This window comes from Tropicimonas sediminicola (assembly GCF_900188335.1).
GTDB classification, from domain to species: domain Bacteria; phylum Pseudomonadota; class Alphaproteobacteria; order Rhodobacterales; family Rhodobacteraceae; genus Tropicimonas; species Tropicimonas sediminicola.
Window position 1 is genome coordinate 476554 of sequence record NZ_FZOY01000004.1, and the last position, 24310, is coordinate 500863.

The 24310-nt window shown below is 67.9% G+C and carries 26 protein-coding genes; 8 read left to right on the top strand and 18 right to left on the bottom strand.

What is annotated here, in order from left to right; genetic code table 11:
* Nucleotides 1-18: 18 nt before the first annotated feature.
* Together CHB86_RS13365 and CHB86_RS13370 are read right to left on the bottom strand one after the other, a co-directional pair.
* Complete coding sequence (locus CHB86_RS13365; RefSeq protein ID WP_089233542.1) at nt 19-1320, bottom strand: HlyD family type I secretion periplasmic adaptor subunit; 1302 nt, start codon at nt 1318-1320, stop codon at nt 19-21.
* Entirely contained in the window at nt 1317-3053 is a 1737-nt protein-coding gene (locus CHB86_RS13370; RefSeq protein ID WP_089233543.1) for a type I secretion system permease/ATPase, read from the bottom strand. Before CHB86_RS13370 ends, CHB86_RS13365 begins: the two co-directional genes overlap by 4 nt.
* A gap of 131 nt (nt 3054-3184) precedes the next feature.
* Here CHB86_RS13370 and CHB86_RS13375 point away from each other — a divergent pair, with 131 nt between their 5' ends.
* On the top strand, nt 3185-4042 hold the full coding sequence (locus CHB86_RS13375; RefSeq protein ID WP_089233544.1) for an MlaA family lipoprotein: 858 nt from the start codon (nt 3185-3187) through the stop codon (nt 4040-4042).
* Entirely contained in the window at nt 4011-4640 is a 630-nt protein-coding gene (locus tag CHB86_RS13380; RefSeq protein ID WP_425445424.1) for an MlaC/ttg2D family ABC transporter substrate-binding protein, read from the top strand. Before CHB86_RS13375 ends, CHB86_RS13380 begins: the two co-directional genes overlap by 32 nt.
* Before the next feature lie 18 nt (nt 4641-4658).
* On the opposite strand, the gene CHB86_RS13385 is transcribed toward CHB86_RS13380, so the two are convergent.
* Nucleotides 4659-5219 (bottom strand): MOSC domain-containing protein, encoded by a 561-nt coding sequence (locus CHB86_RS13385; protein ID WP_217898306.1) that lies wholly within the window; start codon nt 5217-5219, stop codon nt 4659-4661.
* A 65-nt stretch (nt 5220-5284) separates the two neighbouring features.
* Nucleotides 5285-7528 (bottom strand): transglycosylase domain-containing protein, encoded by a 2244-nt coding sequence (locus CHB86_RS13390; RefSeq protein WP_089233545.1) that lies wholly within the window; start codon nt 7526-7528, stop codon nt 5285-5287.
* Nucleotides 7529-7794: 266 nt separating this feature from the next.
* Between CHB86_RS13390 and CHB86_RS13395 the strand changes: the two genes are divergently transcribed.
* Both CHB86_RS13395 and CHB86_RS13400 read left to right on the top strand, forming a co-directional pair.
* Nucleotides 7795-8133, top strand: coding sequence for a P-II family nitrogen regulator (locus CHB86_RS13395; RefSeq protein WP_089233546.1), 339 nt, complete (start codon nt 7795-7797; stop codon nt 8131-8133).
* Nucleotides 8134-8166: 33 nt separating this feature from the next.
* On the top strand, nt 8167-9519 hold the full coding sequence (locus CHB86_RS13400; RefSeq protein ID WP_089233547.1) for an ammonium transporter: 1353 nt from the start codon (nt 8167-8169) through the stop codon (nt 9517-9519).
* Nucleotides 9520-9703: 184 nt separating this feature from the next.
* Here the strand turns inward: CHB86_RS13400 and CHB86_RS13405 are convergent, their stop codons facing one another.
* The 4 genes from CHB86_RS13405 to smpB all read right to left on the bottom strand — a co-directional run bounded on the left by CHB86_RS13405 (nt 9704) and on the right by smpB (nt 12868).
* A complete protein-coding gene (locus CHB86_RS13405) occupies nt 9704-10888 on the bottom strand; it encodes an amino acid aminotransferase (protein WP_089233548.1) in 1185 nt (394 codons plus the stop codon).
* 8 nt (nt 10889-10896) lie between these two features.
* On the bottom strand, nt 10897-11463 hold the full coding sequence (locus tag CHB86_RS13410) for a GNAT family N-acetyltransferase (protein ID WP_089233549.1): 567 nt from the start codon (nt 11461-11463) through the stop codon (nt 10897-10899).
* Nucleotides 11460-12311, bottom strand: coding sequence for a 3-mercaptopyruvate sulfurtransferase (sseA, locus tag CHB86_RS13415; RefSeq protein WP_089233550.1), 852 nt, complete (start codon nt 12309-12311; stop codon nt 11460-11462). The genes CHB86_RS13410 and sseA overlap by 4 nt, the downstream gene beginning before the upstream one ends.
* A gap of 83 nt (nt 12312-12394) precedes the next feature.
* A complete protein-coding gene (gene smpB / locus CHB86_RS13420; RefSeq protein WP_089233551.1) occupies nt 12395-12868 on the bottom strand; it encodes an SsrA-binding protein SmpB in 474 nt (157 codons plus the stop codon).
* A gap of 131 nt (nt 12869-12999) precedes the next feature.
* On the opposite strand from smpB, the gene CHB86_RS13425 reads away from it, so the two are divergent.
* Entirely contained in the window at nt 13000-13569 is a 570-nt protein-coding gene (locus tag CHB86_RS13425; protein WP_089233552.1) for an NYN domain-containing protein, read from the top strand.
* Nucleotides 13570-13578: 9 nt separating this feature from the next.
* Here CHB86_RS13425 and CHB86_RS13430 read toward each other — a convergent pair whose 3' ends face one another.
* Both CHB86_RS13430 and dapA read right to left on the bottom strand, forming a co-directional pair.
* Nucleotides 13579-13959 (bottom strand): GFA family protein, encoded by a 381-nt coding sequence (locus tag CHB86_RS13430; protein WP_089233553.1) that lies wholly within the window; start codon nt 13957-13959, stop codon nt 13579-13581.
* 27 nt (nt 13960-13986) lie between these two features.
* On the bottom strand, nt 13987-14862 hold the full coding sequence (dapA, locus tag CHB86_RS13435; RefSeq protein ID WP_089233554.1) for a 4-hydroxy-tetrahydrodipicolinate synthase: 876 nt from the start codon (nt 14860-14862) through the stop codon (nt 13987-13989).
* A 187-nt stretch (nt 14863-15049) separates the two neighbouring features.
* On the opposite strand from dapA, the gene CHB86_RS13440 reads away from it, so the two are divergent.
* A complete protein-coding gene (locus tag CHB86_RS13440) occupies nt 15050-16996 on the top strand; it encodes a lytic transglycosylase domain-containing protein (protein WP_176442868.1) in 1947 nt (648 codons plus the stop codon).
* Between the two features lie 201 nt (nt 16997-17197).
* On the opposite strand, the gene CHB86_RS13445 is transcribed toward CHB86_RS13440, so the two are convergent.
* Together CHB86_RS13445 and mnmC2 are read right to left on the bottom strand one after the other, a co-directional pair.
* Nucleotides 17198-18070: a DMT family transporter gene (locus CHB86_RS13445; RefSeq protein WP_089233556.1), complete on the bottom strand. Its 873-nt coding sequence runs from the start codon at nt 18068-18070 to the stop codon at nt 17198-17200.
* Nucleotides 18067-18744: a tRNA (5-methylaminomethyl-2-thiouridine)(34)-methyltransferase MnmC2 gene (gene mnmC2 / locus CHB86_RS13450; protein ID WP_245837955.1), complete on the bottom strand. Its 678-nt coding sequence runs from the start codon at nt 18742-18744 to the stop codon at nt 18067-18069. Before mnmC2 ends, CHB86_RS13445 begins: the two co-directional genes overlap by 4 nt.
* Before the next feature lie 51 nt (nt 18745-18795).
* Here mnmC2 and CHB86_RS13455 point away from each other — a divergent pair, with 51 nt between their 5' ends.
* A complete protein-coding gene (locus CHB86_RS13455) occupies nt 18796-19842 on the top strand; it encodes an NAD(P)/FAD-dependent oxidoreductase (RefSeq protein ID WP_089233557.1) in 1047 nt (348 codons plus the stop codon).
* A gap of 53 nt (nt 19843-19895) precedes the next feature.
* Here the strand turns inward: CHB86_RS13455 and CHB86_RS13460 are convergent, their stop codons facing one another.
* Nucleotides 19896-20423: an invasion associated locus B family protein gene (locus CHB86_RS13460; RefSeq protein ID WP_089233558.1), complete on the bottom strand. Its 528-nt coding sequence runs from the start codon at nt 20421-20423 to the stop codon at nt 19896-19898.
* 165 nt (nt 20424-20588) lie between these two features.
* On the opposite strand from CHB86_RS13460, the gene CHB86_RS13465 reads away from it, so the two are divergent.
* On the top strand, nt 20589-21584 hold the full coding sequence (locus tag CHB86_RS13465; RefSeq protein ID WP_089233559.1) for an asparaginase: 996 nt from the start codon (nt 20589-20591) through the stop codon (nt 21582-21584).
* Nucleotides 21585-21617: 33 nt separating this feature from the next.
* Here the strand turns inward: CHB86_RS13465 and CHB86_RS13470 are convergent, their stop codons facing one another.
* From CHB86_RS13470 to serB, 5 genes are all read right to left on the bottom strand, one after another.
* A complete protein-coding gene (locus CHB86_RS13470) occupies nt 21618-21851 on the bottom strand; it encodes a hypothetical protein (protein ID WP_089233560.1) in 234 nt (77 codons plus the stop codon).
* Nucleotides 21852-21959: 108 nt separating this feature from the next.
* Nucleotides 21960-22274, bottom strand: a complete 315-nt coding sequence (locus CHB86_RS13475) for a YciI family protein (RefSeq protein WP_089233561.1) — start codon at nt 22272-22274, stop codon at nt 21960-21962.
* Nucleotides 22275-22313: 39 nt separating this feature from the next.
* The gene (locus tag CHB86_RS13480) at nt 22314-22751 is read right to left on the bottom strand and encodes an SRPBCC family protein (protein ID WP_089233562.1); all 438 of its coding nucleotides are present in this window, start codon (nt 22749-22751) and stop codon (nt 22314-22316) included.
* A complete protein-coding gene (locus tag CHB86_RS13485) occupies nt 22751-23074 on the bottom strand; it encodes an ArsR/SmtB family transcription factor (RefSeq protein ID WP_089233563.1) in 324 nt (107 codons plus the stop codon). The genes CHB86_RS13480 and CHB86_RS13485 overlap by 1 nt, the downstream gene beginning before the upstream one ends.
* A gap of 71 nt (nt 23075-23145) precedes the next feature.
* Nucleotides 23146-24024, bottom strand: a complete 879-nt coding sequence (gene serB / locus CHB86_RS13490) for a phosphoserine phosphatase SerB (protein ID WP_089233564.1) — start codon at nt 24022-24024, stop codon at nt 23146-23148.
* Nucleotides 24025-24310 lie beyond the last annotated feature (286 nt).

The window sequence follows — 24310 nt, forward strand, 5'->3', positions numbered from 1 at the left end:
GCTCCTTTGGAGAGGGCGTCAGGTTTCCCGGAACGCCTTGTTGAAATAGTCGGTGAAGGGTTTGAGCAGGTAGGCCATCGGCGTCCGCTGGTTGGTCTGGATATAGGCCTCGACCGGCATCCCGGGGATGATCTCCAGCCCTTCGAGCTTGTCCAGCTCGCCTTCCTTCAGCTCGATCTCGGCACGGTAGTAGGACACCATCGTGCGCTCGTCGGTGAAGGCATCGGCGGAGATCTTGGCCACCACACCGTTCATCTCCGGCGTGGTCCGCGACGAGAAGGCCGAGAAGCGCAGCACGACCTCCTGGCCCACGTGCACCTCGTCGACATGGATCGGCTCGACCCGGGTGGCGATCACCAGCGGGCGGTCCTGCGGCACGATATAGGCCACCGGATCCGCCGGCCGCACCACCGAACGCGGGGTGTTGACGACCATGCCGTAGACGATGCCCGACGCCGGCGCCGTGATCTCCATGCGCGCCAGCCGCTGCCGCAGGCTTTGGCGGCGCTCGATCAGCTCCACGAGGTTGTATTGCAGGTCGCGCATCCGGGTGATGGCTTCCTCGCGGCGGGAGGTTTCGAGCTTGAGGATCTCGATGTCGATTTCCGTCATCCGCCCGAGGGCCTCGGCGCGGCTCGCGGTCAGCTCCCCGATGGTGCCGGAAAGCCCGGCCTTTTCGCGGCGCAGGGCGAGGACACGGGCGGATTGCGCAAGGCCACGGTCGAGCAGCGACTGCTGGTCGGTCAGTTCCTCGTCGATCAGCTCCAGCTGCTCGCCGAGTGCCGCGCTCTGGGAATCGATCCCCTCGACCTGCGACTGGATCTGGTCCCGACGGCGGGCGAGCTGCTCGGATTCCTTCTCCAGCGTTGTGCGCCGCGCGTCGAACAGCCGTTCCTGGCCTTCGAGCAATTCGGCCACTTCCTCGCGCTCGGCGGCGACTTCCGCGAGCTCAGGATGGAACTCGATCTCGTCCAGCCCGTCGCGCTCGGCCACCATCCGGCCGATGCGCGCCATCAGTTCGTAGAGCTGACCCTCGACGATGGCCAGTTCGGAGCTCAGGTCGGTCGGGTCGAGACGGATCAGCACGTCGCCGGCGGCGACCATGTCGCCCTCCTCGACGAGCACCTCATCCACGATGCCGCCGTCCAGGTGCTGGACGACCTGGCGGTTCTGCTCCACCTCGAGCTGGCCCGGCGCGACGATGGCGCCGGAGATGTAGGTCATCACCGACCAGGTGCCGAAGCCGCCCACGAGGATCAGCAGGGCAACGAAGCCGACGATCAGCGGCCCGCGGGCCGACGGAATTTTGCGCGTGCTCACGAGACACCTCCCTGCCCCTTGGAGCTTTGAATCTGGGCCGCGTTCTGGACCACTTCGGAGAGAACCTCGTCGCGCGGTCCGAAGGCGCGGCGGATGCCGCCATCGAGGACGAGCAGGAGTTCACATTCCTGGATCGCCGCCGGGCGGTGCGCCATGATGATAACCGATCGCTGCTCGGACTTCATCTGCCGGATCGCCCGGTTGAGCGCCTCGGAGCCTTCGTTGTCGAGGTTCGAGTTGGGCTCGTCGAGCACGAGGATCACCGGATCGCCGTAGAGCGCACGCGCCAGGCCGATCCGCTGGACCTGCCCGCCGGAAAGCCGGTTGGAGGCCGAAACCAGCGGCGTGTCGTAGCCCTGGGGCAGCTTCAGGATCATCTCGTGCGCGGCGGCCTTCTGCGCCGCCTCCACCACCTTCTTAGGGTCCGGCTGGGTGGACAGGCGGGCGATGTTCTCGGCGATGGTGCCGTCGAAGAGGGTCACCCGCTGCGGCAGGTAGCCGATGTGCTGGCCGAGGACGTCCGGATCGTATTGATCGAGTGCCGCGCCATCGAGGCGGATCTTGCCGCCGGCGCAACGCCAGACCCCGGTGATGGCGCGGGCGAGCGTCGTCTTGCCGGAGCCGGAGGGGCCGATCACGCCCATCGCCTTGCCGGGCGGAAGCGTGAAGCTGACCATCCGGAGCGAGGCCTGGCTCTCGCCGGGCGGCACCACCGTCACCTGCTGGCCCTCGAGCCGCGCGGCAGGGCGCGGCAGGGGCGTGCGCTGAATCTCCGGCGGGACGTCCGAAAGCAGCCGCGTCAGGTTTTGCCAGCCGCGCGAGGCGCGCTGCAGCAGCTCCCACTGGCCGATCGCCAGCTCCACCGGGGCGAGCGCCCGGCCGAGCAGGATCGAGCCCGCGATCATGGCACCGGCGGACAGTTCGTTCTGCAGCACCAGGTAGGCGCCGAGACCGAGCATCGCCGATTGCAGGAACAGGCGGAGCGACTTGGTGGCCGAGGTAAAGGCGCCGGCGCGGTCGGAGGCGGCAAGTTGCAGGTCCATCGCCGTGCCGCGGGCCATCTGCCAGCGGTCGAAGGTGGAACCGCGCATCCCGAGCGCCTCGACAGCCTCGGCCTCGTCGCGCATCTGGTCCGACATCCGCTCCGCGCGCTGGCCCATCCCGGCGGCTTCCAGCGCAGGCTGCCGGGTGCGCCACTGGTTGAGCAGCGTCACGCAGACCAGCGTGATGCCACCTGCGACGGCCAGCGCTCCGAGCCAGGGATGGAAGATGAAGATCGCGAACAGGAAGATCGGCGTCCACGGCATGTCGAAAAAGGCGAGGAGCGCGGGCGAGCCGAGAAACCGCTGAACGATCTCGAGATCGCGCAGGCCGGTCTGCGCGGCTTCGGCGCCGGGACGGCCGGTCTCGCTGCGCAGCACCGCCGAGAACACGCGGCTGTCCAGCAGCGTCTGGAAGCGCGCCCCGGCCCGGGCCATGACCCGGCCGCGCGCATAATCCAGCAGACCCATCATCAGGTAGAGGAAGGCCACGAGAACCGACAGCGCCAGCAACGTCTCCTCGGACCGCGAGCCGAGCACCCGGTCGTAGATCTGCAGCATGTAGAGCGGGCCGGTCAGCATAAGCAGGTTGACGAAGATCGAGAACACGAAGGCGGATGTGAAGAGGCTTCGACTCTCGGCCCGGGCCTGCTGAAGCTCCTGCCGTCCGGCTCTTGTGTCAGGTGCGCGCATTCTCGCCGGTCTCCTCGTTTTCGGCCGGTTGTCACCCATCATCCCCACCGCTACGTTGCACGAACAGTGGGGCCGGCGGGTCTTTGGTCAGCCTCGGATGGCAAACTATGATGAAGCGTTTGATAATTCCAATGAAGTTTCACACCGGATATTTTCCCCGCCGTCTGAGTGCAATCGCTTTGTCCGGTCTCCTGCTGGTTCCGGCGGGATGCGGCCCGGCGGCGATCCCCAGCGGCATCAACGATCCCAACGAGGCCAGCAATCGCGAGGTCCACGAGTTCAACAAGCGGCTCGACGAGCGCGTGCTGGGCGGCGGGCCGGAGGCCGAGAGCCCGGCGCCGGTCGTGGGCGACGCGCCCGCGGCGGTGGACGACAGCACGGTGGTCGCCGCGGAAGAGGCGCCGCTGGAGGGGCCCGGGCCGCTGCTGATCATGGTCGCCAACTTCGGCGCCAACCTCGACAACCCGCGGCGCATCGCCAACAGCCTGCTGCAGGTGCGCCCGGGCGATGCGGCGCACAACACCTTGCGGCTCGGCATCAATTCCACCATCGGCGTGTTCGGCCTGTTCGACGTGGCCCGCGCCGCCGGCCTGCCCGAGATCGACACCGATTTCGGCGAGACGCTGCACGTCTGGGGCGTGCCCGAGGGTCCCTACCAGGAGCTGCCGGTGATCGGCCCCTCAACTCGGCGTGACACCGTGGGAATGGCGGTGGACTTCGCGGGCAATCCGCTGTGGTATCTGTTCCCGTGGCCGCAGAACCTCGTCGCCAACGGTTTCACCTGGGCCGGCGAGGCGACAGACCGGCTGCGGTATTCCGAGACGGTGGATTCCGTTCTCTACGACTCGGCCGACAGCTACGCCCAGACCCGGCTGATCTACCTCCAGAACCGCCGCTTCGAGCTTGGGCGCGGCGAAGTTGCAGAAGAAGACTATTTTGACCCCTACGAGGATATCTATGGCGACGACATCTCTGGCACTGGCGAGTGAACCCACCCGGCGCAAGGTGCTGGGGATGCTTCTCGGGGGCGTCGCTCTGGCGGCCGTGCCGGGCGCACCGGCCCTGGCGCTGAGCGCCGGCAGCGCGGAGCAGCTGGTCACGGCCGCAGTCAACGACATCAACAAGGTGATCGCCTCGGGCAAGTCCGAGAGCTCGATGTACCGCGATTTCGAGAAGATCTTCCTGCGCTACGCCGACGTGCCGACCATCGCCCGCTACTCGCTGGGCGCCGCGGCGCGTTCTGCCAGTTCGGCGCAGATCAATGCCTATACCAAGGCCTACACCGGCTACATCTCCCGCAAGTACGGCAAGCGGTTCCGCGAGTTCATCGGCGGACGGCTCGAGGTGCAGGGATCCAAGCCGGTGAAGAGCTTCATCGAGGTGAAGACCATCGCCTACCTGCGCGGGGAGGACCCGTTCGAGGTGACCTTCCTCGTCTCGGATCGCTCCGGCAGCGCGAAGTTCTTCAACATGTTCATCGAGGGCGTGAACATGCTGCTCACCGAACGCACCGAGATCGGCGCCATGCTGGACCGTCGCGGCGGCCGGATCGACGCGCTGACCCAGGATCTCCAGTCCCTGAGCTGACGCCGGCATGGGGTCGGCTCAGCCGAGCTTGCGCACCCTGTCGCCGACCGAGACCACCCCGTCACGGGTGACGCGGGCATAGATGCCGCGCAGGCGGTGCTGCTTGCCCGGCCCGGTATTCACGAAGACACAGGCATCCCGGCCGTACCGCTCGATGAACTGCTGGCAGCCGGTATGCGGCTCCTCGGTGATCACGATCTCGGCGCTGCCGATGGCCAGCCTCGTGCCCGGTGGCGTGTTCTCCGGCGTGAGATCCATGTCGATGAACAGGTTGTCCCCGGCGGGCGGCCAGCTCTCCCGGTCGCCGGCGATGGCCTCGATGCAGCGGGACGGCATGATGCAGATCTGCACGTCCGGATGCGGGGCCCCGTCCGCGGTGGTCTTCCAGCACCCCTTGGCCCAGTGATCGCCGTCGACGCCGCCCTTGGCGCTGATCCCGACCGTCGCCGGCGAGAGGCGCGCGCCCTTTTCCGGACGCACGACGATCATGTCGAGCCGCCCCGCGTCCTTCGGGCCGGCCAGGATATGCGGCAAGGCCGCGCCAAGTTCGGCGCGGCTCCGGTGGTTTTCTGCGGGCATGGTGCAATCCCCTGATCCGTCAGGCCGCAGCCTGCACCGGATCGTCACCCCGGCAAAGCGCGATCTCAGTTCCGGCGGCCGAACAGGTTGCCGAGCACGTCCTGCAGCACCCGCTCGGCGAGGTTGTCCTTCTGCTCGGCCTGGGCGGGTGCCTGCTGGCGTCCGGCGCCGTTGCTGTTCGCGGTGGTGGTGTTGCCCTGGTATTGCGGCGCCGCGACGCCCGCGGGGGCCTGGGGCACATCCATCGGCAACGGCGAGATCGGCACGCCCTCGTGGACGCGCAGCATGGTCTCGCGCCAGATGTCCGCCGGCAGGCCGCCACCCGTCACACCGCTGAGCGGCGTGTTGTCGTCATAGCCCATCCAGACCCCGGCGACGTAATCGGCGGTGAAGCCGATGAACCAGGCATCGCGCGCGGCCTGCGTGGTGCCGGTCTTGCCGGCGGCCGGGCGGTCGCCCAGCTTGGCGCGCTGGCCGGTGCCGCCGTCGATCACCTGGCTCATCATGTAGACGAGGTAGCGCGCCGCCTGTTCCGAGATCACCCGCTCGCCGAAACCGCCGCCCTGCCCCATCAGCGTCTCGTTCTCCCCCTGCAGGCGCAGCTCGTTCAGCCCGTAGGGCGTCACCGAGCGGCCGCCGTTCAGAATACCGGCATAGGCGCCGGTCATTTCCACGAGGGTCGATTCGGAAACGCCGAGCGCCAGCGCGGGGCCGTTGGCCAGCGCATTGTCGATTCCGAACTCGGTGGCGATCTTGCGCACGTTCTCGCGGCCGACCGCCTCGGAGACCTTCACCGCCGGGATGTTGAGCGATTCCTTCAGGGCGTCGCTCAGTGTGACACGGCCCTTGAATTCGCGGCTGTAGTTCTTGGGGCAGTAGTCGCCCGATCCGGGCACGTTGATGCAGTAGGGTTCGTCGACCACGGTGGCCAGCGGCGTATAGCCAAGGTCCATTGCGGCGGCATAGACGAAGGGCTTGAACGAGGAGCCGGTCTGCCGCTTGGCCATCGTGGCGCGGTTGAAGGCGCCCGAAACCTGCGTCTCGCGCCCGCCGACCATGGCCCGCACCGCCCCGTCGGCCGACATCACAACGATCGCGGCCTGAGCTTCGGAACCCTCCTTCAGCTTGCTCTCGAAGACATCGCGCATCGCGCCTTCGGCCGCCTTCTGGATCCGCTGGTCGATGGTGGTGAAGAGCAGCACGTCCTCGGTGGTGTCGCGGGTCAGGAAGTTCGGACCGGTGTCCATGACCCAGTCGGCGAAATAGCCGCCGGTGTTGGATTCGGCCGCGGCGCTCAACGTCGCCGGCCGGTCCCAGGCACGGTCCCGCTCCGCCGCGGTGATGTAGCCCTGATCGTACATCAGCTTGATCACCGTGTCGGCACGGTCCTGGGCACGTTGCAGGTTGTTGGTCGGGGCGTAACGGGTCGGCGCCTTGAGCAGGCCCGCCAGCATCGCCGCCTGACCGGGGTCGAGCTGCGAGGCCGGAACGCCGAAATAGCGCTGCGCGGCGGCTTCGAATCCGCGGGCGGAGGCGCCGAGGTAGGCCCGGTTGAGGTAGATCACCAGGATCTCGTCCTTGGTGTACTTCGCCTCCATGGCCATCGCGTAGATGGCCTCCTTGACCTTGCGCCAGATCGTCGTGCGCCGGCAGTCGTCCTCGTAGGCGGCCTCGGTCTTCCAGACGCTGGCATCATAGGGAACGCCGAGGCATAGCAGCTTGGCGGTCTGCTGGGTCAGCGTCGAGCCGCCGTGGCCTGACAGCGCGCTGCGCCCCTCGGACAGGTTGATCCGGATGGCGGAGGCCACGCCGCGCGGGCTGACGCCGAGGTGCCAGTAGAAGCGACGGTCCTCGGTGGCCACCACGGCGTTCTTCACGTTCGGGGAGACCTGGTTGATGTCGGTGATCGAGCCGAACTGCTCGCCGCGCCAGGCAAAGACATCGCCCTCCCGATCCATCAGGGTCACGGAGCCGCGGGTGCGCCCGTCGATCAGGTCGGTGAAAGGCGGCAGTTGTGCATAGAAATACAGCACCGCCCCGCCGAGCACGAGGCCGACCACGGCCGCGCTGCGCCAGGTCAGGCTCCAGATCAGGCCAAGGACAAAGCCGATGAGTCGGCGCAACCAGCCGATCGGACCGCGCGGACGTGCGGTCGCGCCGACGCGCCGCGATTTGCGCGGTGCAGCCTTGCGCTTGCTGACCTTGCTGGCGCTCGCGGCCGGTTTTTTTGCCGTTGTGCCGCGCGATGTAGCCTTTGTGGGGCGCTTGTCGGCCCGAAGGACCGGGCGCTTTCCGCCTTTGGAGCTCATGGGAGCCTCTGGACCGTTTACCTGCTCGTTTTTCCGAGTTGATACCCCGAATGGCAATCAATTGGGAGAGCGGACGTGCCGATGGCGCGTCTTGAGATCGCTTAAAAATTATGCAGCACCGCTCCATTGTGCAAATATTGTGCAAAATATCCGGAATCTGCCCGCGGATCCGGCCACGGATTTCTTGAACCTGCCCCGTTCCATCGGCTGTCTGCCTGCGTAGACCCGCCGGGGACCTCCCCCCGGCCAAGCGGAAGGGGAGCAAAGTGAAACTCATCATTGCAGCAATCAAGCCGTTCAAGCTCGAGGAGGTGCGCGAAGCGCTCACCGCCATCGGCGTCCGCGGCATGATGGTTACCGAGATCAAGGGGTTCGGCTCGCAGTCGGGACACACCGAGATCTATCGCGGTGCGGAATACGCCGTGAATTTCGTGCCCAAGGTCAAGCTGGAAATCGTGGTCAACGCCGCGATGGCCGACCAGGTGGTCGAGACGATCCAGAAGACCGCCAAGACCGACAAGATCGGCGACGGCAAGATCTTCGTTCTCGACGTGAACCAGGCCGTCCGCGTGCGGACCGGCGAAATCAATGACGACGCGCTCTGAGAGCCCGGGTCCTACAGGGGAAAAGAAAAAGACATGACGCTCAAGAAGTTCATTCCTGCCATCGCTGCGGCCGCTGTTGCGCTGCCGACGGTGGCCCTCGCGCAGGACGCGCCGGTTCCGGGGGTCGACGCCTCGACCGACAGCATCTTCATCTTCAACACGCTGCTCTTCCTCATCGGCGGCTTCCTCGTGATGTGGATGGCCGCGGGCTTCTCCATGCTCGAGGCCGGCCTGGTGCGCCAGAAGAACGTCACCATGCAGCTCACCAAGAACGTGGCGCTCTTCTCGCTCGCCGCGATCTTCTACTACCTGGTCGGCTACAACCTGATGTACCCGCTGGGCAACTGGTCGATCGGCTCTGACGAGACCGGCGGCTACCTCGGCGCCTTCGGCCCGGCCGTTCTGGAAGCCGTGGGGATCACCCGCGACGCCGCCGACGACTACGGCTACGCCTCCACCGGCTCGGACTTCTTCTTTCAGCTGATGTTCTGCGCCACCACCGCCTCCATCGTCTCCGGCACCCTGGCCGAGCGCATCAAGCTGTGGCCCTTCCTGATCTTCACGATCGTTCTGACCGCGTTCATCTACCCGATCCAGGCCTCCTGGAAGTGGGGCGGCGGCTTCCTCGACAGCCAGTACGGCTTCCTCGACTTCGCCGGTTCGACCGTGGTGCACTCCGTGGGTGGCTGGGCCGCTCTTGCAGGCGCGCTGATCCTCGGCCCGCGTATCGGCAAGTACAAGGACGGCCGCGTGCATCCCTACCCGGGCTCCAACCTGGCCCTCGCCACGCTCGGCACGTTCATCCTGTGGCTCGGCTGGTTCGGCTTCAACGGCGCCTCCCAGCTCGCCATCGGCACCGTGGGTGATGCCGCCGACGTCAGCCGCATCTTCGCCAACACCAACACCGCCGCTGCCGGTGGCGCGATCGCCGCGCTGATCATGACCCAGGTCATGTACGGCAAGGTCGACCTCACCATGGTGCTCAACGGCGCCCTGGCCGGTCTGGTGTCGATCACCGCCGAGCCGCTGACCCCCTCCCTCGGGGCTGCGACGCTGATCGGTGCCGTGGGTGGCGTGCTGATCGTCTTCACCGTGCCGCTGCTCGACAAGTTCAAGATCGACGACGTTGTCGGCGCCATCCCGGTGCACCTCGTCTGCGGCATCTGGGGCACGCTCGCGGTCGTTCTGACCAACCCCGATGCGACCCTTGGCGGCCAGCTGATCTCGATCGTGATCGTCGGCGTGTTCGTCTTCGTCGTCTCCGCGGTGGTCTGGTACATCCTCAAGATGACCATGGGCATCCGGGTGCCGGCCGAGGACGAGATCACCGGTCTCGACACCGCCGAGCTGGGCATGGAAGCCTACCCCGAGTTCGCAAAAGGCTGACCTCCCTTCCAGTCAGCCCGACCCTGGCCCCGGACGCGACAGCGCCCGGGGCTTTTTCTTTGCGCACCCCTCATGAGCGATTCCCGCCGACGTGAAGGTGCCGCAGGGCACCATCCGCGCCATCAGTGACCCAGTTGGAAGAAAGATCTGAAGGGAACGCGCCGCAAGCCCGCCCGGGCGAGGCTCAGCGCAGCACGGTGGCGATCGCGCGCGCGGCCGGGGCGAGGGTTTCCGGCGTCAGGCCGGCCACGTTGATCCGCCCGTCGCCGATCATGTAGAGCGCATGTTCGCGGCGCAGGGTCTCCACCTGCTCCGGCGTGGCCGGCAGCAGCGAGAACATGCCGCGATGGCCGGCCAGGTGGCCGAAGCGGTCCGATCCGGACGCCTCCCGCAGCGCATCGGCGAGCCCGCGCCGCATGCCATCGATCCGTTCCCGCATCCCGGTCAGCTCCTCCTCCCAAAGCGCGCGCAGCGCCGGGTCGGTCAGGATCGTCGTCACCACCCGCGCGCCATGGTCGGGCGGGAAGGCATAGGATTGGCGGTTGAGCCAGGCCAGCGTGCCCCGCACCGCAGCCGCCGCGCCCGGCCCGTCGCAGAGCGCGAGCACGAGGCCGACGCGCTCCCGGTAGAGCCCGAAGTTCTTGGAACCCGAGATGGCGATCAGCATTTCCGGCAGCGCCCCGGCCATCAGCCGCAAACCGGCCGCATCCTGCTCCAGCCCGTCGCCGAAACCGAGATAGGCCAGATCCACCATCGGCACGGCCCCACGCTCGGCAAGCAAAAGCGCGATGTCGCGCCAGTCGTCCGGCGCCAGGTCGGCGCCGGTGGGGTTGTGGCAACAGCCGTGCAGAAGCACGAGATCGCCCGCCGCCACCTCCGCGAGATCGGCCCGCATGCCCTCGCGATCCAGGCCGCCGGTCTCCGCGTCGTAATGGCGGTAGCTGCGGCGCTTCATGCCGAGCCCGTCGAGAATGGCGAGGTGGTTCGGCCAGGTCGGCGACGGCGTCCAGACAATTGCCTCGGGCCGGACACGGCGCACCAGTTCAAACGCCTGCCGCACCGCACCGGTGCCGCCCGGGGTCGCCAGCGCCGCGACACGGTCGGACGGGACGACCCCCCCCAGGACGAGATCGCGCATGGCGGCATGGAAGGCAGGATCGCCGGACAGCGCGACGTAGCCCTTGGTCTCCTGGCTTTCGAGCAGCGCCCGCTCCGCGGCCTTGACCGCCTGCATCACCGGCGTGCGCCCGTCGGCCGTCCGGTAGACACCGACGCCCAGGTCGATCTTGCCGTCGCGCATGTCTTCGGCGAAGGCCTGCATCACGCCCAGAATGGGGTCAGGCGCCGGGGCCCGATGATCCTTGAACATGGTCCGGGTCAGTCCGGGATACGGCCGGCGTCATGCGCCCGCTTCAGAACCCGGGTGTGATCGGTCCGCCGCACCGCCTCGAAACCCATCCGCTGGTAGAGCCCGAGGGCGCGCGGATGGTCGAGCGTATTGGTGTTGACCGTCATCTTCTCGACGCCCGGAATGTCCCACCCGGTCAGCACGGCGCTTTCCAGCAGGAAGCGCCCGAGGCCACGGCCGATCGCCTGCGGCACAAGGCCGAAATAGGCGAGGTCGCAGATGCCCGGCTTGCGATGGTCGAGCATGAAGAACCCGTGCGGCCAGCCTTGGCGCATCAGCGTGTAGAGCGAGGTACTGTCGCTCGCCAGCCACTCGGCCAGTTCCTCCTCGCTGCGGTCGTGCATGTCCTCCCAGGCATAGTCCCGGCCGACCGCATCGTAGAGGCCGAGAAAGAACCAGGCCGGAGGCGTGTCCGCCTTCAGCAGCGCCGAGGGCGCGCCGACGGGCTGGTGAGGCCAGCCGAAAGTCGGCCGCTTGGTCATCTCGAGCCAGGTGACGGTGTAGGAGATCTCGGTTCCGGCGGGGGTCAGGCTCATCCGATCTCTACCTTCAGATCCGGATACATGCCCCATTCCGCCCAGGAGCCGTCATAGAGCGCGTTGCGCCCGTGGCCGAGCAGGGTCAGGGCGAGCGTGAGCGCGGCCGCGGTCACGCCGGAGCCGCAGGTGGTGATGATCGGACGGTCGAGATCCACGCCAGCCTCGGCAAACAGGCTCCGCAGCTCGGCATCGGATTTCACCGTGCCGTCCTCGTTGGTCAGCGTCTCCCAATGGACGTTCAGCGAGCCGGGAATATGTCCGGGGCGCAGCCCGGGCCGCGGCTCCGTCTCCTCGCCACGGAACCGGCCGGGGCCGCGCGCGTCGACGATCTGCCAGTCCTTGAGCTTCACGGCCTGGGCGACCTGGGTCACGTCCTTGATCATGTCCGACTGGCGCCGCACGGTGATGTGCCGGTCCCGCATCAGCGGCGGCACGTCCTCCACCGGGCGTTCCTCGCGCTGCCATTTCGGGAAGCCGCCGTCGAGCACCGCGATGTCGAAATGCCCCATCAGGCGGAACAGCCACCAGACCCGCGCGGCCGAGAACAGCCCCATACCGTCGTAGACGACGACCTGGTGACCGTCGCCCACCCCGAGCTTGCGCATCCGGCTGATGAATTTCTCTGTCGGCGGCACCATGTGCGGCAGGTCCGAGCGCAGATCGCTGATCTCGTCGATGTCGAAGAAGCGCGCGCCCGGAATGTGGCCGGCGTCATATTCCGCCCTGGCGTCGCGGTTCATCGCCGGCAGGTACCACGACGCGTCCAGCACCCGCAGGTCGGGATCGTTCAGGTGGGCTGCCAGCCAGTCGGTGCTGACAAGCGTTTTCGGATCGTCTCTGCCCATCCGGCCCTCCACGCAAGCATCTTGTCCGAAAGGGCTACCCGCCGCCGGGGCGGGACGCAAGCCTAACAAGGCGGGTGCGCGACTCAGCCGCCGTGGCGGAGCAGGCGCTGCTTCTGGCGGTTCCAGTCGCGCTTGGCCTCGGTGGCGCGCTTGTCCTGGGTCTTCTTGCCTTTGGCGATGCCGATCTTCAGCTTCGCGATGCCCTTGTGGTTGAAGTAGAGCACCAGCGGCACCAGCGTCATGCCCTTGCGCTGCGTGTCGTTCCAGAGCCGCGACAGTTCCTTGCGGGAGACCAGCAGCTTGCGCCGCCGCCGCTCCTCGTGGCCGAACATGGCGCGGTCGTAGGGGGCGATGTAGCTGTTCACCAGCCACAACTCGCCGTCCTCCACCGCCGCGTAACTCTCGGCGATGTTGGCGGAGGTGGTGCGCAGGCTCTTCACCTCGGAGCCGGTGAGCATGATGCCACATTCGAGATCGTCCTCGATCGCATAGTCATACCGCGCCCGCCGGTTCTCGGCGATCACCTTGTAATTCGGGTTGTCCTTCGGTTTAGCCATGGAGGGCGGATATAGGCGCTTTACCGGCAACTTCCAAGCGCTATGGCAGGCGTGCCGCATAGCGCCATGCACCTTGACGCCTCAGTCAAAATCCGGATGACGGCAACGGGCGGCGGACCTAGTCTAAGGCCATGATATTACCGTTCATCCTGTTTGCGCTTTCCGTTTCCATGCTCGCCGTGTCCTATCTCTTCGCGGACCTGGCGGATCTGTTCCTGCTTGCCGTTCCCGCGACCCTGGCGAGCCTCTGGCTGCTGCTCAGCACCGGGTTGCGGCGCTGGCGCGAGGGGCCGCGCGCACCGGCCGGGCCGGTGGTGATCGACGGCTCGAACGTCATGCACTGGCGGGACGAGACCCCGCAGATGGACACGCTTCGCGAGGTCATTCGGCACCTTTCCGACCGGGGCTTCAAGGCCGGCGTCGTGTTCGACGCCAATGCCGGCTACAAACTTGCGGGAAAGTATCTCGACGAGCGGGCGCTGGCGCGGCGCCTTTCCCTGCCCAGGGACAACGTGATCGTGGTCGACAAGGGGACGCCGGCCGATCCGATCCTGCTGGAAGTGGCGCGCGATCTGGGCGCGCGGGTGGTGTCGAACGACCAGTTCCGCGACTGGGCCTTCGATCACCCCGAGATCCGGGAGCCCGGCCACCTGATCCGGGGCGGATATCGCAATGGCAAGCTCTGGCTCGATATCGGCTAGGCCGCGGGCCTAGCCCTCGGGTTCCTCCCGGTCCCGCTCGAAGCTCTGAAACGGGAAGGGCGGCAGCCAGGCCTCGCGCCGAACCGCCCAGCATTCGTAATCGGGGACAAGGCCGGCGGTGTCGTCGAGCGCCGCGAGCTGCAGTTGGATCTCGTCACCGCTGCACGCGAAGACCGAGGCGCCGCAGCGCGGGCAGAAATGCCGCCCAGCGTAGCTCCGGGTCTCGCCCTGCACGGTAACGGCCTGCGCGGAGAAGATCGCGGCGGCGTAGAATAGCGCGCCGTGGTGCTTGCGGCAATCGAGGCAATGGCACAGGCCGACCCGATCCGGCCGGCCTCTGGCCACGAAGCGGACTTCGCCGCAGAGGCATCCACCGCTGAAAGGGGCCATCCTGCCGTCCCCTCTCCAGCGCCGGCCTCAGTCGAGGAGGCCTGCGAATTCCATCGCGTCGCGGATCGCCGCCTTGGTGCCGTCGGTGAGCCCGACCAGCGGCAGGCGCACGTCTTCGGAGCACTTGCCGAGCAGCGACAGGCCGTATTTTGCGCCCGCCAGCCCAGGCTCGAGGAAGATCGCCGTGTGCAGCGGCATCAGCCGGTCCTGGTATTCCAGCGCCTTGGCGTAGTCGCCGGCCAGCGTCGCGGCCTGGAACTCGGCGCAAAGCTTCGGCGCGACGTTGGCGGTGACCGAGATGCAGCCGACGCCGCCATGCGCGTTGAACCCGAGCGCGGAGGCGTCCTCGCCCGAAAGCTGGATAAAATCCGGCCCGCAGGTCTGGCGCTGCTTGCTGACCCGGGTGATGTCGCCGGTGGCGTCCTTCACCCCGACGATTCGGGGAAGCTCGGCGAGCCGGCCCATGGTCGCGGGCGACATGTCCACGACCGAACGGCCGGGGATGTTGTAGATGATGATCGGCAGGTTGCTGGCGTCGTGCATCGCCTTGAAGTGGGCGTAGAGGCCCTCCTGCGTCGGCTTGTTGTAATAGGGCGTGACCACCAGCGCCGCATCGGCGCCCACGGTTTCCGCGTGGCGGATCAGGTTGATGCCCTCGGCCGTGTTGTTCGACCCCGCGCCGGCAATCACCGGAACCCGGCCGGCGGCGGCCTGCACCACGCGCGCCACCACTTCGCCGTGCTCGGCATGGCTGAGGGTCGGGCTTTCGCCGGTGGTTCCCACCGGAACGAAGCCGCTGCTGCCCTCTGCGATGTGCCATTCGATCAGCGCATCAAGCGTTTCCGCGTCCACCTTGCCGTCCTTGAACGGAGTGACCAGAGCGGGAATTGAGCCTTTGAACATGATTTCCTCCGTTTCCCGCGCCGCGGCGCGCCTGACCGGGCCGCAGCCCGAGTCGCTCATCGTCAAAACGCGGCGGACCCTATATGGCCGAAAGGGAATTGCCAAGTTTGTGAGTTGCGGCGAGATACATGTCCTTTAGGGTCGGTGCGATCGAATTCGGACCGACAAGAACAACCGGGCAGATACCTTGCGATTCGTCTCTCTGATGCTCCTCTTCCTGATGCTGCCGCTTCAGGTCGATGCTGCGCCGTCGGCGCAGGGCGCGGCGCTTGCCGATGCCCTGCAGCAGATGCGCACCGGCAACTGGCGCGGCGCGGCCGTCGCCGTGCGGCCGGCCGGCGACGAGGGGCGCGACATCATCGAATGGCACCGGCTGCGGCAGGGCGGACAGGCCCCGTTCGACGCCTATCGCGATTTCCTCGCGCGCAGGCCCGACTGGCCTGGGCTCGACCTGCTGCAGACCCGCGGCGAGGGGTCGATCCCGGAGGATGCCGACCCGGCCGAGGTCGTGGCCTATTTCGGCGAGCGCCTGCCCGAGACCGGCACCGGCGTGTTGCGGCTGGTCGAGGCGCATCGCGCCCTCGGGCATGCCGGCGACGCCGAGGCGATCGCGGTCATGGCCTGGCGCACCCGCACCCTGTCGCCCGAGATCGAGACCAGCCTGCTCGGCCTTTATCGCGCGCTGCTGTCGGAGCACCACACGGCGCGGCTCGACGACCTGCTCTGGCGCGGCGAGGAGACCGCCGCGCGGCGGATGCTGCAATTCGTCCCCGAAGGTTGGCAGAAGCTCGCGGAGGCCCGCCTGGCGCTGGCGGCGCAGGCGCCCGGGGTCGACAGCCGGATCGAGGCCGTGCCGGAGGCGCTCGCCGGGGATGCCGGGCTGGCCTATGAACGGTTCAACTGGCGGGTTCGCAAGGGGCGCAGCGAGGACGCCATCGCGTTGATGGTCGAGCGCTCGATCGCACCGGAGTCGCTCGGGCGACCGGAGCACTGGGCGAACTGGCGACGGATCTACGCACGGCAGCTGATGCGGGACGGCGAGGCGGTCGCGGCCTATTCGCTCGCCAGCCAGCATTTCCTCGTGGAAGGCGGGAACTTCGCGGACCTGGAATGGCTGGCCGGCTATATCGCGCTCAGGAAGCTCGGCGACCCGGAACTGGCGCTGTTCCACTTCGACCGGCTCGCCGCGGGGGTGCAGACGCCGATCAGCCTTGGCCGCGCCGGCTACTGGCGCGGGCGCGCGCTGGAGGCGCTTGGCGACACGGCGGGCGCGAGCGCGGCCTATGCGGACGGGGCGCTCTACCAGTCGAGCTATTACGGGTTGCTGGCCGCCGAGGCCGGCGGTTTGCCCTTCGATCCCACCCTGTCGGGCCGCGAGGTCTTCCCGAAGCTCGAAGACAGCCCGCTGCGCCAGAGCTCGGTCCTGACCGCCGGTCTCCTGCTGCTCGACGCCGGCGACGACCCACTGGCGGAGCGCTTCCTGTCGCATCTGGTCGAAGGGCTGCCGCGAGAGGAAGCCGGCACGCTGGCGAACCTGATGCTGGAGCTGGGCGAGACGCACATCGCGCTGATGATCGCCAAGCGCGCGGCGGAAGGCGGGATGGTGCTCCCGGCCGCCTATTACCCGCTCAGCCCGCTGATGGAACGCGACCTGCCCGTGTCGAAGGCCCTCGCACTGTCGATTGCGCGAAGGGAGAGCGAGTTCGACCCTCGGGTCGTGAGCCCCGCAGGCGCTCGTGGGCTTATGCAGCTGATGCCGGGCACAGCCCGCGACGTGGCGGCGGAGCTGAAGATCCCCTACGACCGCGACGGGCTGACCGGAGATCCGACCTACAACGTGACGCTGGGCTCGACCTATCTCGCCGGGCTGATCGAGGTGTTCGGCCCGGCCCCGGTGCTGGTCTCCGTGGGCTACAACGCCGGGCCGGGGCGCTCGCTCGACTGGGTGTCGCGCTTCGGCGATCCGCGGTCGGAGGAGGTGGACGTGATCGACTGGATCGAGCACATCCCGTTCCGAGAAACCCGCAACTACGTGATGCGCGTGACGGAAAGTATCCTGATCTACCGCGCCCGCCTGTCGGGCGAGACCGGCGATGCCCCGCCCAAGGTTATCGACTTCCTTCGCAACGGCTGACCGATCCGGTGGCGCTCCCGCCCCTTTCCGGCCCCTTGCGGGGCAGGAAAGCGTTGGGCCGGGCACGCCTTCGGCGTGCTGGCGCAGACCCCGGGCCAGGCGCAGCTGCCGCGCCGAAGGCGCGGCCCGGCCCAACGCCGGACAAGCCGCTTGCGGCGCAGCTCCGGGGGCGGGAGCGCCCCGCTCTCATGGCTCGCAACATTAGCTGGCGCGGCGTTGACGCCAGAGGGTGAACAGCCCGGCCGAAATCACGATCATGCCGCCGACCAGCACATTCGGGCGAATCGTCTCGCCGAAGGCCAGGACGCCGAGGGCGCTGGCGAAGACCAGCTGGAAATAGGCGAATGGCTGCACGGCGCTGGCCTCGGCGACTTCGTAGACGCGGATCAGCAGCCAGTGCCCGGAGGCCCCCGTCAGGCACAGAAGGCCCATCCAGGCCCAATCCCCGGAGGCCATCGGCTGCCAGTGCGAGGCGCCGACGATCGTCATCACCACGGCGCCGGACACGCCGGTCCAGAAGAAGCTCGTGGCGCTGGTGTCGCGCCGGGCGGCGTAGCGGGTCATCAGCCCGTACAGGGCAAAGAGCAGCGCCGAGGCGAGCGCCACCAGCGCATAGGGCGAGAACACCGCCCGCCCCGGCTGCAGGATCACGAGGATGCCGACAAAGCCCACGCCGATCGCGGCCCAGCGGCGCCAGCCGACCCTTTCCCCCAGGATCGGGCCGGAGAGCGCGGCGATCATCAGCGGGTAGCAGGCGAAGATCGCGTGGCTTTCCACCAGCCCGAGATACACGAAGGCCTGGATCGCGACGCAGATCTCCAGCGCCAGCAGGACGCCGCGTCCAATCTGCAGCAGCGGCTGCGTCGTCCGCGCCGCGGTCACGATTGAGCCGGAGCGCTGCCGGGCGAGGGTCAGCACGAAGGCAGCGAAGAACCAGTAGCGGATCATCACCACCATGAAGACGTTGTACTCGGCCGCCAGATGCCGCGAAATCCCGTCCTGCATGGCAAAGACGAAGGTCGTGAGGATCATCAGCATGATGCCGAGGCGGTTGTTGTCGGTGCCCGCGGTCATGCCGGCATCCTCCCGGAGCTCATGTGCCGCTTGCGCCCGTACCCCGCCCGCCGCTCCACCGTGAAACCGGCCGCGGCGAGTGCACGCCGGACAGCGCCGGCGGCGGTGTAGGTCGCAAAACTGCCACCCGGGGCGGTGCGGCGCCCGACCTCCGCCATCAGGTCGTCCTGCCAGAGTTCGGGGTTCCGCGCCGGGGCGAAGCCGTCGAGAAACCAGGCATCGGCCGCGCCTTGCCAGGCCGGGAGAGTGTCGCGCGCGTCGCCCCGGATCATCACCGCCGAGACCGGACCGATGCGGGATTCGAACCCGGCGGGATCCCAGGCGGCGAGCAGCGGTTCGCGGAAGGCCTCGAGCCCGGAGAAGGGCGCCAGCGCGCGGGCGAGGTCGCCGGCCTCCAGCGGGAAGGCCTCGAACCCGACATAGCGGACCCCGTCCACCCCGGCCCGCGCCGCGCAATCGGCCAGCGCCAGCAGGTTCAGCCCGGTGCCGACGCCGAGTTCGGCCACCTGGAAGCCTGGCCACAGCCGCGCCGGAAGGTCGTTGCCGTCGAGAAAGACGTGGCTGGTCTCCGCCAGCCCGTCGTCGAGCGAGTAATAGGGATCGTCGAACCGTGCGGAGACCGGCACATTGCCGTCCCGCCAGATCAACCCGTCTTTCTGGTCACTCTGCTGCACCTGGTCTAGACCCCTCTTCAAGCGCGCGGACAATGGGCGAGAGGTGAGACCTTGGCAAGGATCGACTGCACGGTGCGGGGGGGCGGAATCTTCGGCCTCGCCTGTGCCTGGGAAATGGCCCGCCGCGGGGCGAAAGTCCGTCTGATCGAACGGGAGCGGATCGGCGCCGGCTCCTCCGGCGGGCTGGTGGGCGCGCTGGCGCCGCATGTGCCGGAGAACTGGAATCCGAAGAAGCAGTTCCAGTTCGAAAGCCTTGTCATGGCCGGGGCGTTCTGGGCGGGGGTGGCCGAGGCGTCGGGCCGCGATCCGGGCTACCTGCGCAGCGGCCGGCTCCAGCCGGTGGAGAATTCCGCCGGACTCGAACGAGCGCGGGAGCGCGGGGTGGAGGCCGAGACGCTCTGGCAGGGCAAGGCCGAGTGGCGCGTGGTGCCGGCCGAGGGCTTCGGCGACTGGGCGCCGCTGAGCCCAACCGGCTGGCTGATCCATGACACGCTGACCGCACGGCTCCATCCGCGGCAGGCCGCTGCCGCGCTGGTGGCCGCGATCGAAGCCGCCGGGGGCGAGGTGGTGATCGGCGAGGCAGAAGACGCAGGGCCGGTGCTCTGGGCGACCGGGCATTGGGGGCTGGCCGCCCTGGGCAAAGATCTGGGCAAGACGGTCGGCACGCCGATCAAGGGGCAGGCCGCGCTTCTGAAGCTCGACCGCCCCGATGCGCCGCAATACCTCGCCGGCGGCGTCCACGCGATCCCGCATGCCGATGGCACCCTCGCGATCGGCTCCACCACCGAGCGGGAGTTCGACGCTCCCGACACGGTGGACTGCCAGATCGACGAGGTCGTGGCGCGGGCGCGGGCCGCCTGCCCGGCCCTGGCCGATGCGCCGGTGATCGCGAGATGGGCCGGGCTGCGGCCGCGAGCGCGAAGCCGGGCGCCGATGCTGGGCCCCTGGCCCGGGCGGCCCGGCCACTTCGTCGCCAATGGCGGTTTCAAGATCGGTTTCGGGATGGCGCCCAAGGTGGCCCAGGTGATGGCCGACCTGATCCTGGACGGCCACGCGAAAGGCATCCCCGACGGCTTCCGCGTCGAGGACAATCTATGATCTGCGCGGCCGGTCCGCCGGCCGTCAGCGATTTCGGGATCAGGCGTCGCGCCCTACTGGGCGCAGCGCTGCTCGGCCTCTTCCATCGCCGCGGTGAACCCCATCAGCGAGAAGGTATCCTCGGTTCGTGTCCCGCGGCTGGAACGTGCGGTCAGCTTGGCTTCCGCACCGCGCTTCAGCGCCGTCACCAGCTTGGCGTCGTCCTCCGGCGATGCCGGCCAGGCCCATTCGCCCTCGGTGAACAGCTCGAAGCTGCTGTCGCCCACCTCGACCGTCACGGTCGAGCCCCCGGCAAAGGGATAGCCGCCGGTAAAGGACACCTCGCCCGCCGCACCCGCACCCGGACGGAAGGTGACGAACAGCAGGATATCCCCGCGTTGCACCGAGACCGGCTTGCCATCGCGGCTGTTCACGGTTTCCTTGGGCGAGGACACGCCCCAGCATTCCGTCGGGTTTTCCTCGACGAACACGCTCCAGTCGGTCTTGGCGGCGACCCGGTTCGAGGATTCCTGCGCACCGGCAACGGCCCCCGAAAGAACGAGTGCACCGGCCGCCAGTCCGGTCGTGATCCAGGATTTCATCTGTCTGCAGCCTCCAGCTGTCTCTGCCTCACACTAGCCGCTCTTGGCCCTTGATGGACTCTTCGGAAAGCGGATGGAATTTCAACCTGCTGTTTTGCATGGTAACGCAGATGTGCCGGGAGGGTGAAGCCCTGACGGCGGAAATTTGCCGGGAGAAGAGACGAAATGAGCGCCGTGGAACTGGTTGAACTCTGGCGCGGAGACATCCGCGAGTCCGTGCACCGCGGACATGCGGTGATCTGCGACGGTTCGGGCGCCGTCATCGAGGCCTGGGGAGACGCCGACAAGATCGTTCTGCCGCGATCCTCGGCCAAGATGGTGCAGGCGCTGCCGCTGCTGGAGAGCGGGGCCGCCGATGCTGCCGGGCTGACTACCGAACAGCTCGCGCTCGCCTGCGCCAGCCACAGTGGGGCGGCGATCCACACCGGTCGGGCGGAGCGCTGGCTTGCGGATCTCGGGCTGACAGACAGCGACCTGCGCTGCGGCCCGCAGGACCCCGAAGACCCGGCCGAGCACAAGCGCCTGCTCTGCTCCGACGAAAGCCCCTGCCAGGTGCACAACAACTGCTCCGGCAAGCATTGCGGGTTCCTGACGCTGAACCGGCACATTGGGGCGGGGCCGGAATACACCGAACCCGACCATCCGGTGCAGCTGGCCGTCCGGGCGGCCTGGGAGGAGGTCACCGGAGAGACCTGCCCCGGCTTCGGCATCGACGGCTGCTCTGCCCCGAACTTCGCCGCCAGCCTCGCCGGCATTGGCCGGGCGATGGCGGGCTACGCGGCGGCGCGAGAGGGCCGAGGGCGCCGGCAAGGCGCGCAGGCGCGGCTGGTGCAGGCGATGATGGCGCATCCGGCGCTGATCGCCGGCGAGGGCCGGGCCTGCACCGATCTGACCCGCACGCTCGGCGGCGCGGGCGTGGTCAAGACCGGGGCGGAGGGGTTCTACATCGCGATCCTGCCGGAACGGCAGATCGGCGTGGCGCTCAAGGTCGAGGACGGAACGACCCGCGCCAGCGAATGCGTCATCACCGCGATCCTGGTGCGCCTAGGCGTCCTCAGCCCGGAGCACCCGGTGGCGCAACGGCTCCGCAACCCGCGGCTGCTCAGCCGACGGGGGCTCGATACGGGGCAGATGCGTCCGGTGCCGGGCCTGTTTGATTGACAGAGGACCCCGCCGGAGGGGCCGGGCGGCGCGTCAGGCGCGCGCGCTGGCCTCTCTGCGCAAGGCGCGCCTGCGGAGCATCGCGGAAATCAGGCTCAGCACCGTGCCCGCGATCAGGAAGGGCGAGGCCATGAGCACGACCGCCACCCACAGGCCGAGCGCGGCTAAACCGGCCTCGGGATCAGGCAGGCTGAATCCGAACAGAACCGTCAGCAGGGCAGCGACCCAGCATATCCACGCAAGCACTCCCGCCATTCGTCCAACCATCGCCGGCTCCCGGTTACTCGCCCCGGCTCAACCTGGCGGACGGGTATGGCCGGCGTAAGGCGGCAAGGTGACGGCCCTCGCCGTGCTCCGGCACAGGGCCGACCGTGGTCACATGTCGAAGGTTTCCGCCACCTCGACCGTCCCGCTGCCATCCTTGACCATCGGGCAGCCCCTGGCGTGAGCGATCGCGGCCGGCATGTCCGGGGCCTGGATCAGCGTGTAACCGGAGATCGGATTGGCGCCGCCGTTGTCGTCCACGCCCTTGGAATGCACCGTCCAGGACTGGCCCACCGGGTTGCCCCCGTCGACGACCGCGTCGCCCATCGCCTCGAACCAGGCCGTCCATTCGGCCATGACCCTGGCGCCTTCCTCCTCGGTCTCGGGTTTCTTCCCGCCATGATAGGCAAATAAATACTTTGGCATCCCGGTTTCCTTTCCTGTTGAGATGCGGGGAAATGGCTTTCAGACGGCCAGCCGCTCCAGCTTGACGAGCGACGAGGTCCAGCCCCTCGTATGGTTTTCCGCGGCTTCGGCGTCTGGCAGGCCGAGATGGTCGATCACCAGATGCGCGCCGCGGTCGGTTTCGGTCACGGTGAAGGTAACGTGGCTTTCGGCGCCGCGCCGACCCTGGTCATCATGCCAGGCCCAGGTGAAGCCCACCGACTTCGGCGGGTCGACATGGGTGACATGCCCCGAGACCTTGAAGCGCTGCCCCTCCCCGTTCTCCATCACCGAGAACCAAGGCCCCTTGCGGGTGAAATCCAGCGCATGTTCCGGAACCGTCATGCCATCGGGGCCCCACCATCGGGCCAGGCCTTCGGGCGAGCTGACATAGCGGTACAGGGTCTCGGCACTGACCGGGAAGACCCGTTCCAGCCGGACGTCTTCAAGCGTTTCCATCAGATCTCCTCCTTGCTCTGCAATGCCTGCTCGAGCCGGTTGAGGCTGCCCTCCCAGAAGGCCCGATGCGAAATCGTCCAGGCGGAAATGGCCCGCAGCGCCTCGGGGTTCACGGAATAGATGCGTTTCGTGCCCTGCACCCGCTGATCGATGACACCGGCCTCGCGGAGCACCTTGAGATGGCGCGAGATTGCCGGCGCGGAGATCGGCGCGACCTCCGACAATTCACCAGCGGTGCGTGCGCCCTCGGTCAGAAGACGCTCGACGATGGCGAAGCGGGTGTCGTCGGCCAGGGCGGCAAAGGTCTCGGGCAGCGGTGTCATGCAACCAGCCTGCGCCGATTCCATTATTAACGCAAATGTTAATTAACGTTACGGTGAATTTCAGCCGATCCTCAGACCTCGACGAACTCGTCGACCGAGTATCCCTGGATGAACAGCAGCGCCGTGAGGTCGCCGTGGTTGATGCGGATGTCGCATTGCGCCGCGACGCTCGGCTTGGCGTGGAGCGCCACGCCGGCCCCCGCGAGTTCGAGCATGCCGAGGTCGTTGGCCCCGTCCCCCACCGCGAGCACATCGGCGGCCGTGATGCCGAGCCGGGCTGTGATCTCCCTGAGCGCTGTCACCTTGGCCTCCCGCCCGAGGATCGGCTCGGATGGCACGCCCGTCAGCACGCCGTTCTCGACCAGCAGGGTGTTGGCCCGGTGCTCGTCAAAACCGAGCCCGGCTGCGACCTGCGCGGTGAAGGCGGTGAAACCGCCGGAGACAAGCGCGGCATAGCCGCCATTGGCCTTCATCGTTGCGATCAGTTGGCGGCCACCCGGTGTGAAGGTGATGCGCTCGGACAGTACCTTGGCGATCACGCTCTCCGGCAGTCCCTTGAGCAGTCCCACGCGCTCGCGCAGCGCGCCTTCGAAATCGAGTTCACCATTCATCGCCCGCGCGGTGATCTCCTTCACGCGTGCGCCGACGCCGGCCTCGTCGGCCAACTCGTCGATGCATTCCTGGCCGATCATGGTGCTGTCCATGTCGGCCAGCAGCATCCGCTTGCGCCGCCCTTCGGCGGGCTGCACCACGAGGTCGATGCCAAGCACCTGCATGTCCTCCCAGACCTGCCAGCGGTTCTCGGGCAGCGCCTCCATCGGGAACTCCGCCGCCGCCCCGGGCGCCAGCCAGACCGCCGCTCCACCGCCCCAGGCATTGCGCAGCGCCTCGATGGCCGCCGGCTCGAGGCGGGGCCGTTCGGGATTGGTCAGCAGCGTGGTGACATACATGCGAGGCTCCTGCGGCACGGGATCTGGCGGGCATAAAGCAGGAACCGCCGGCCTTCGCCAGCCCCCTCAGCCCCGCACAACGGCAGACCGCTTACCTGCCGGCCCGGCGACGGCCCTCTTCCATGCAGATCTTGTCCGCGGTCGCGATGGACATTCCCGGCGGTGCCGAAACGGCCTCGTCCCACAGGACCTGTCAACGGCGGCGCAAAAACCGACCACTGGGCGGAGCAAAAGTCGGCCAGTCTGGGCATGACCGTCGCCTTGGCAAACGTGCTCCTCGTATAGC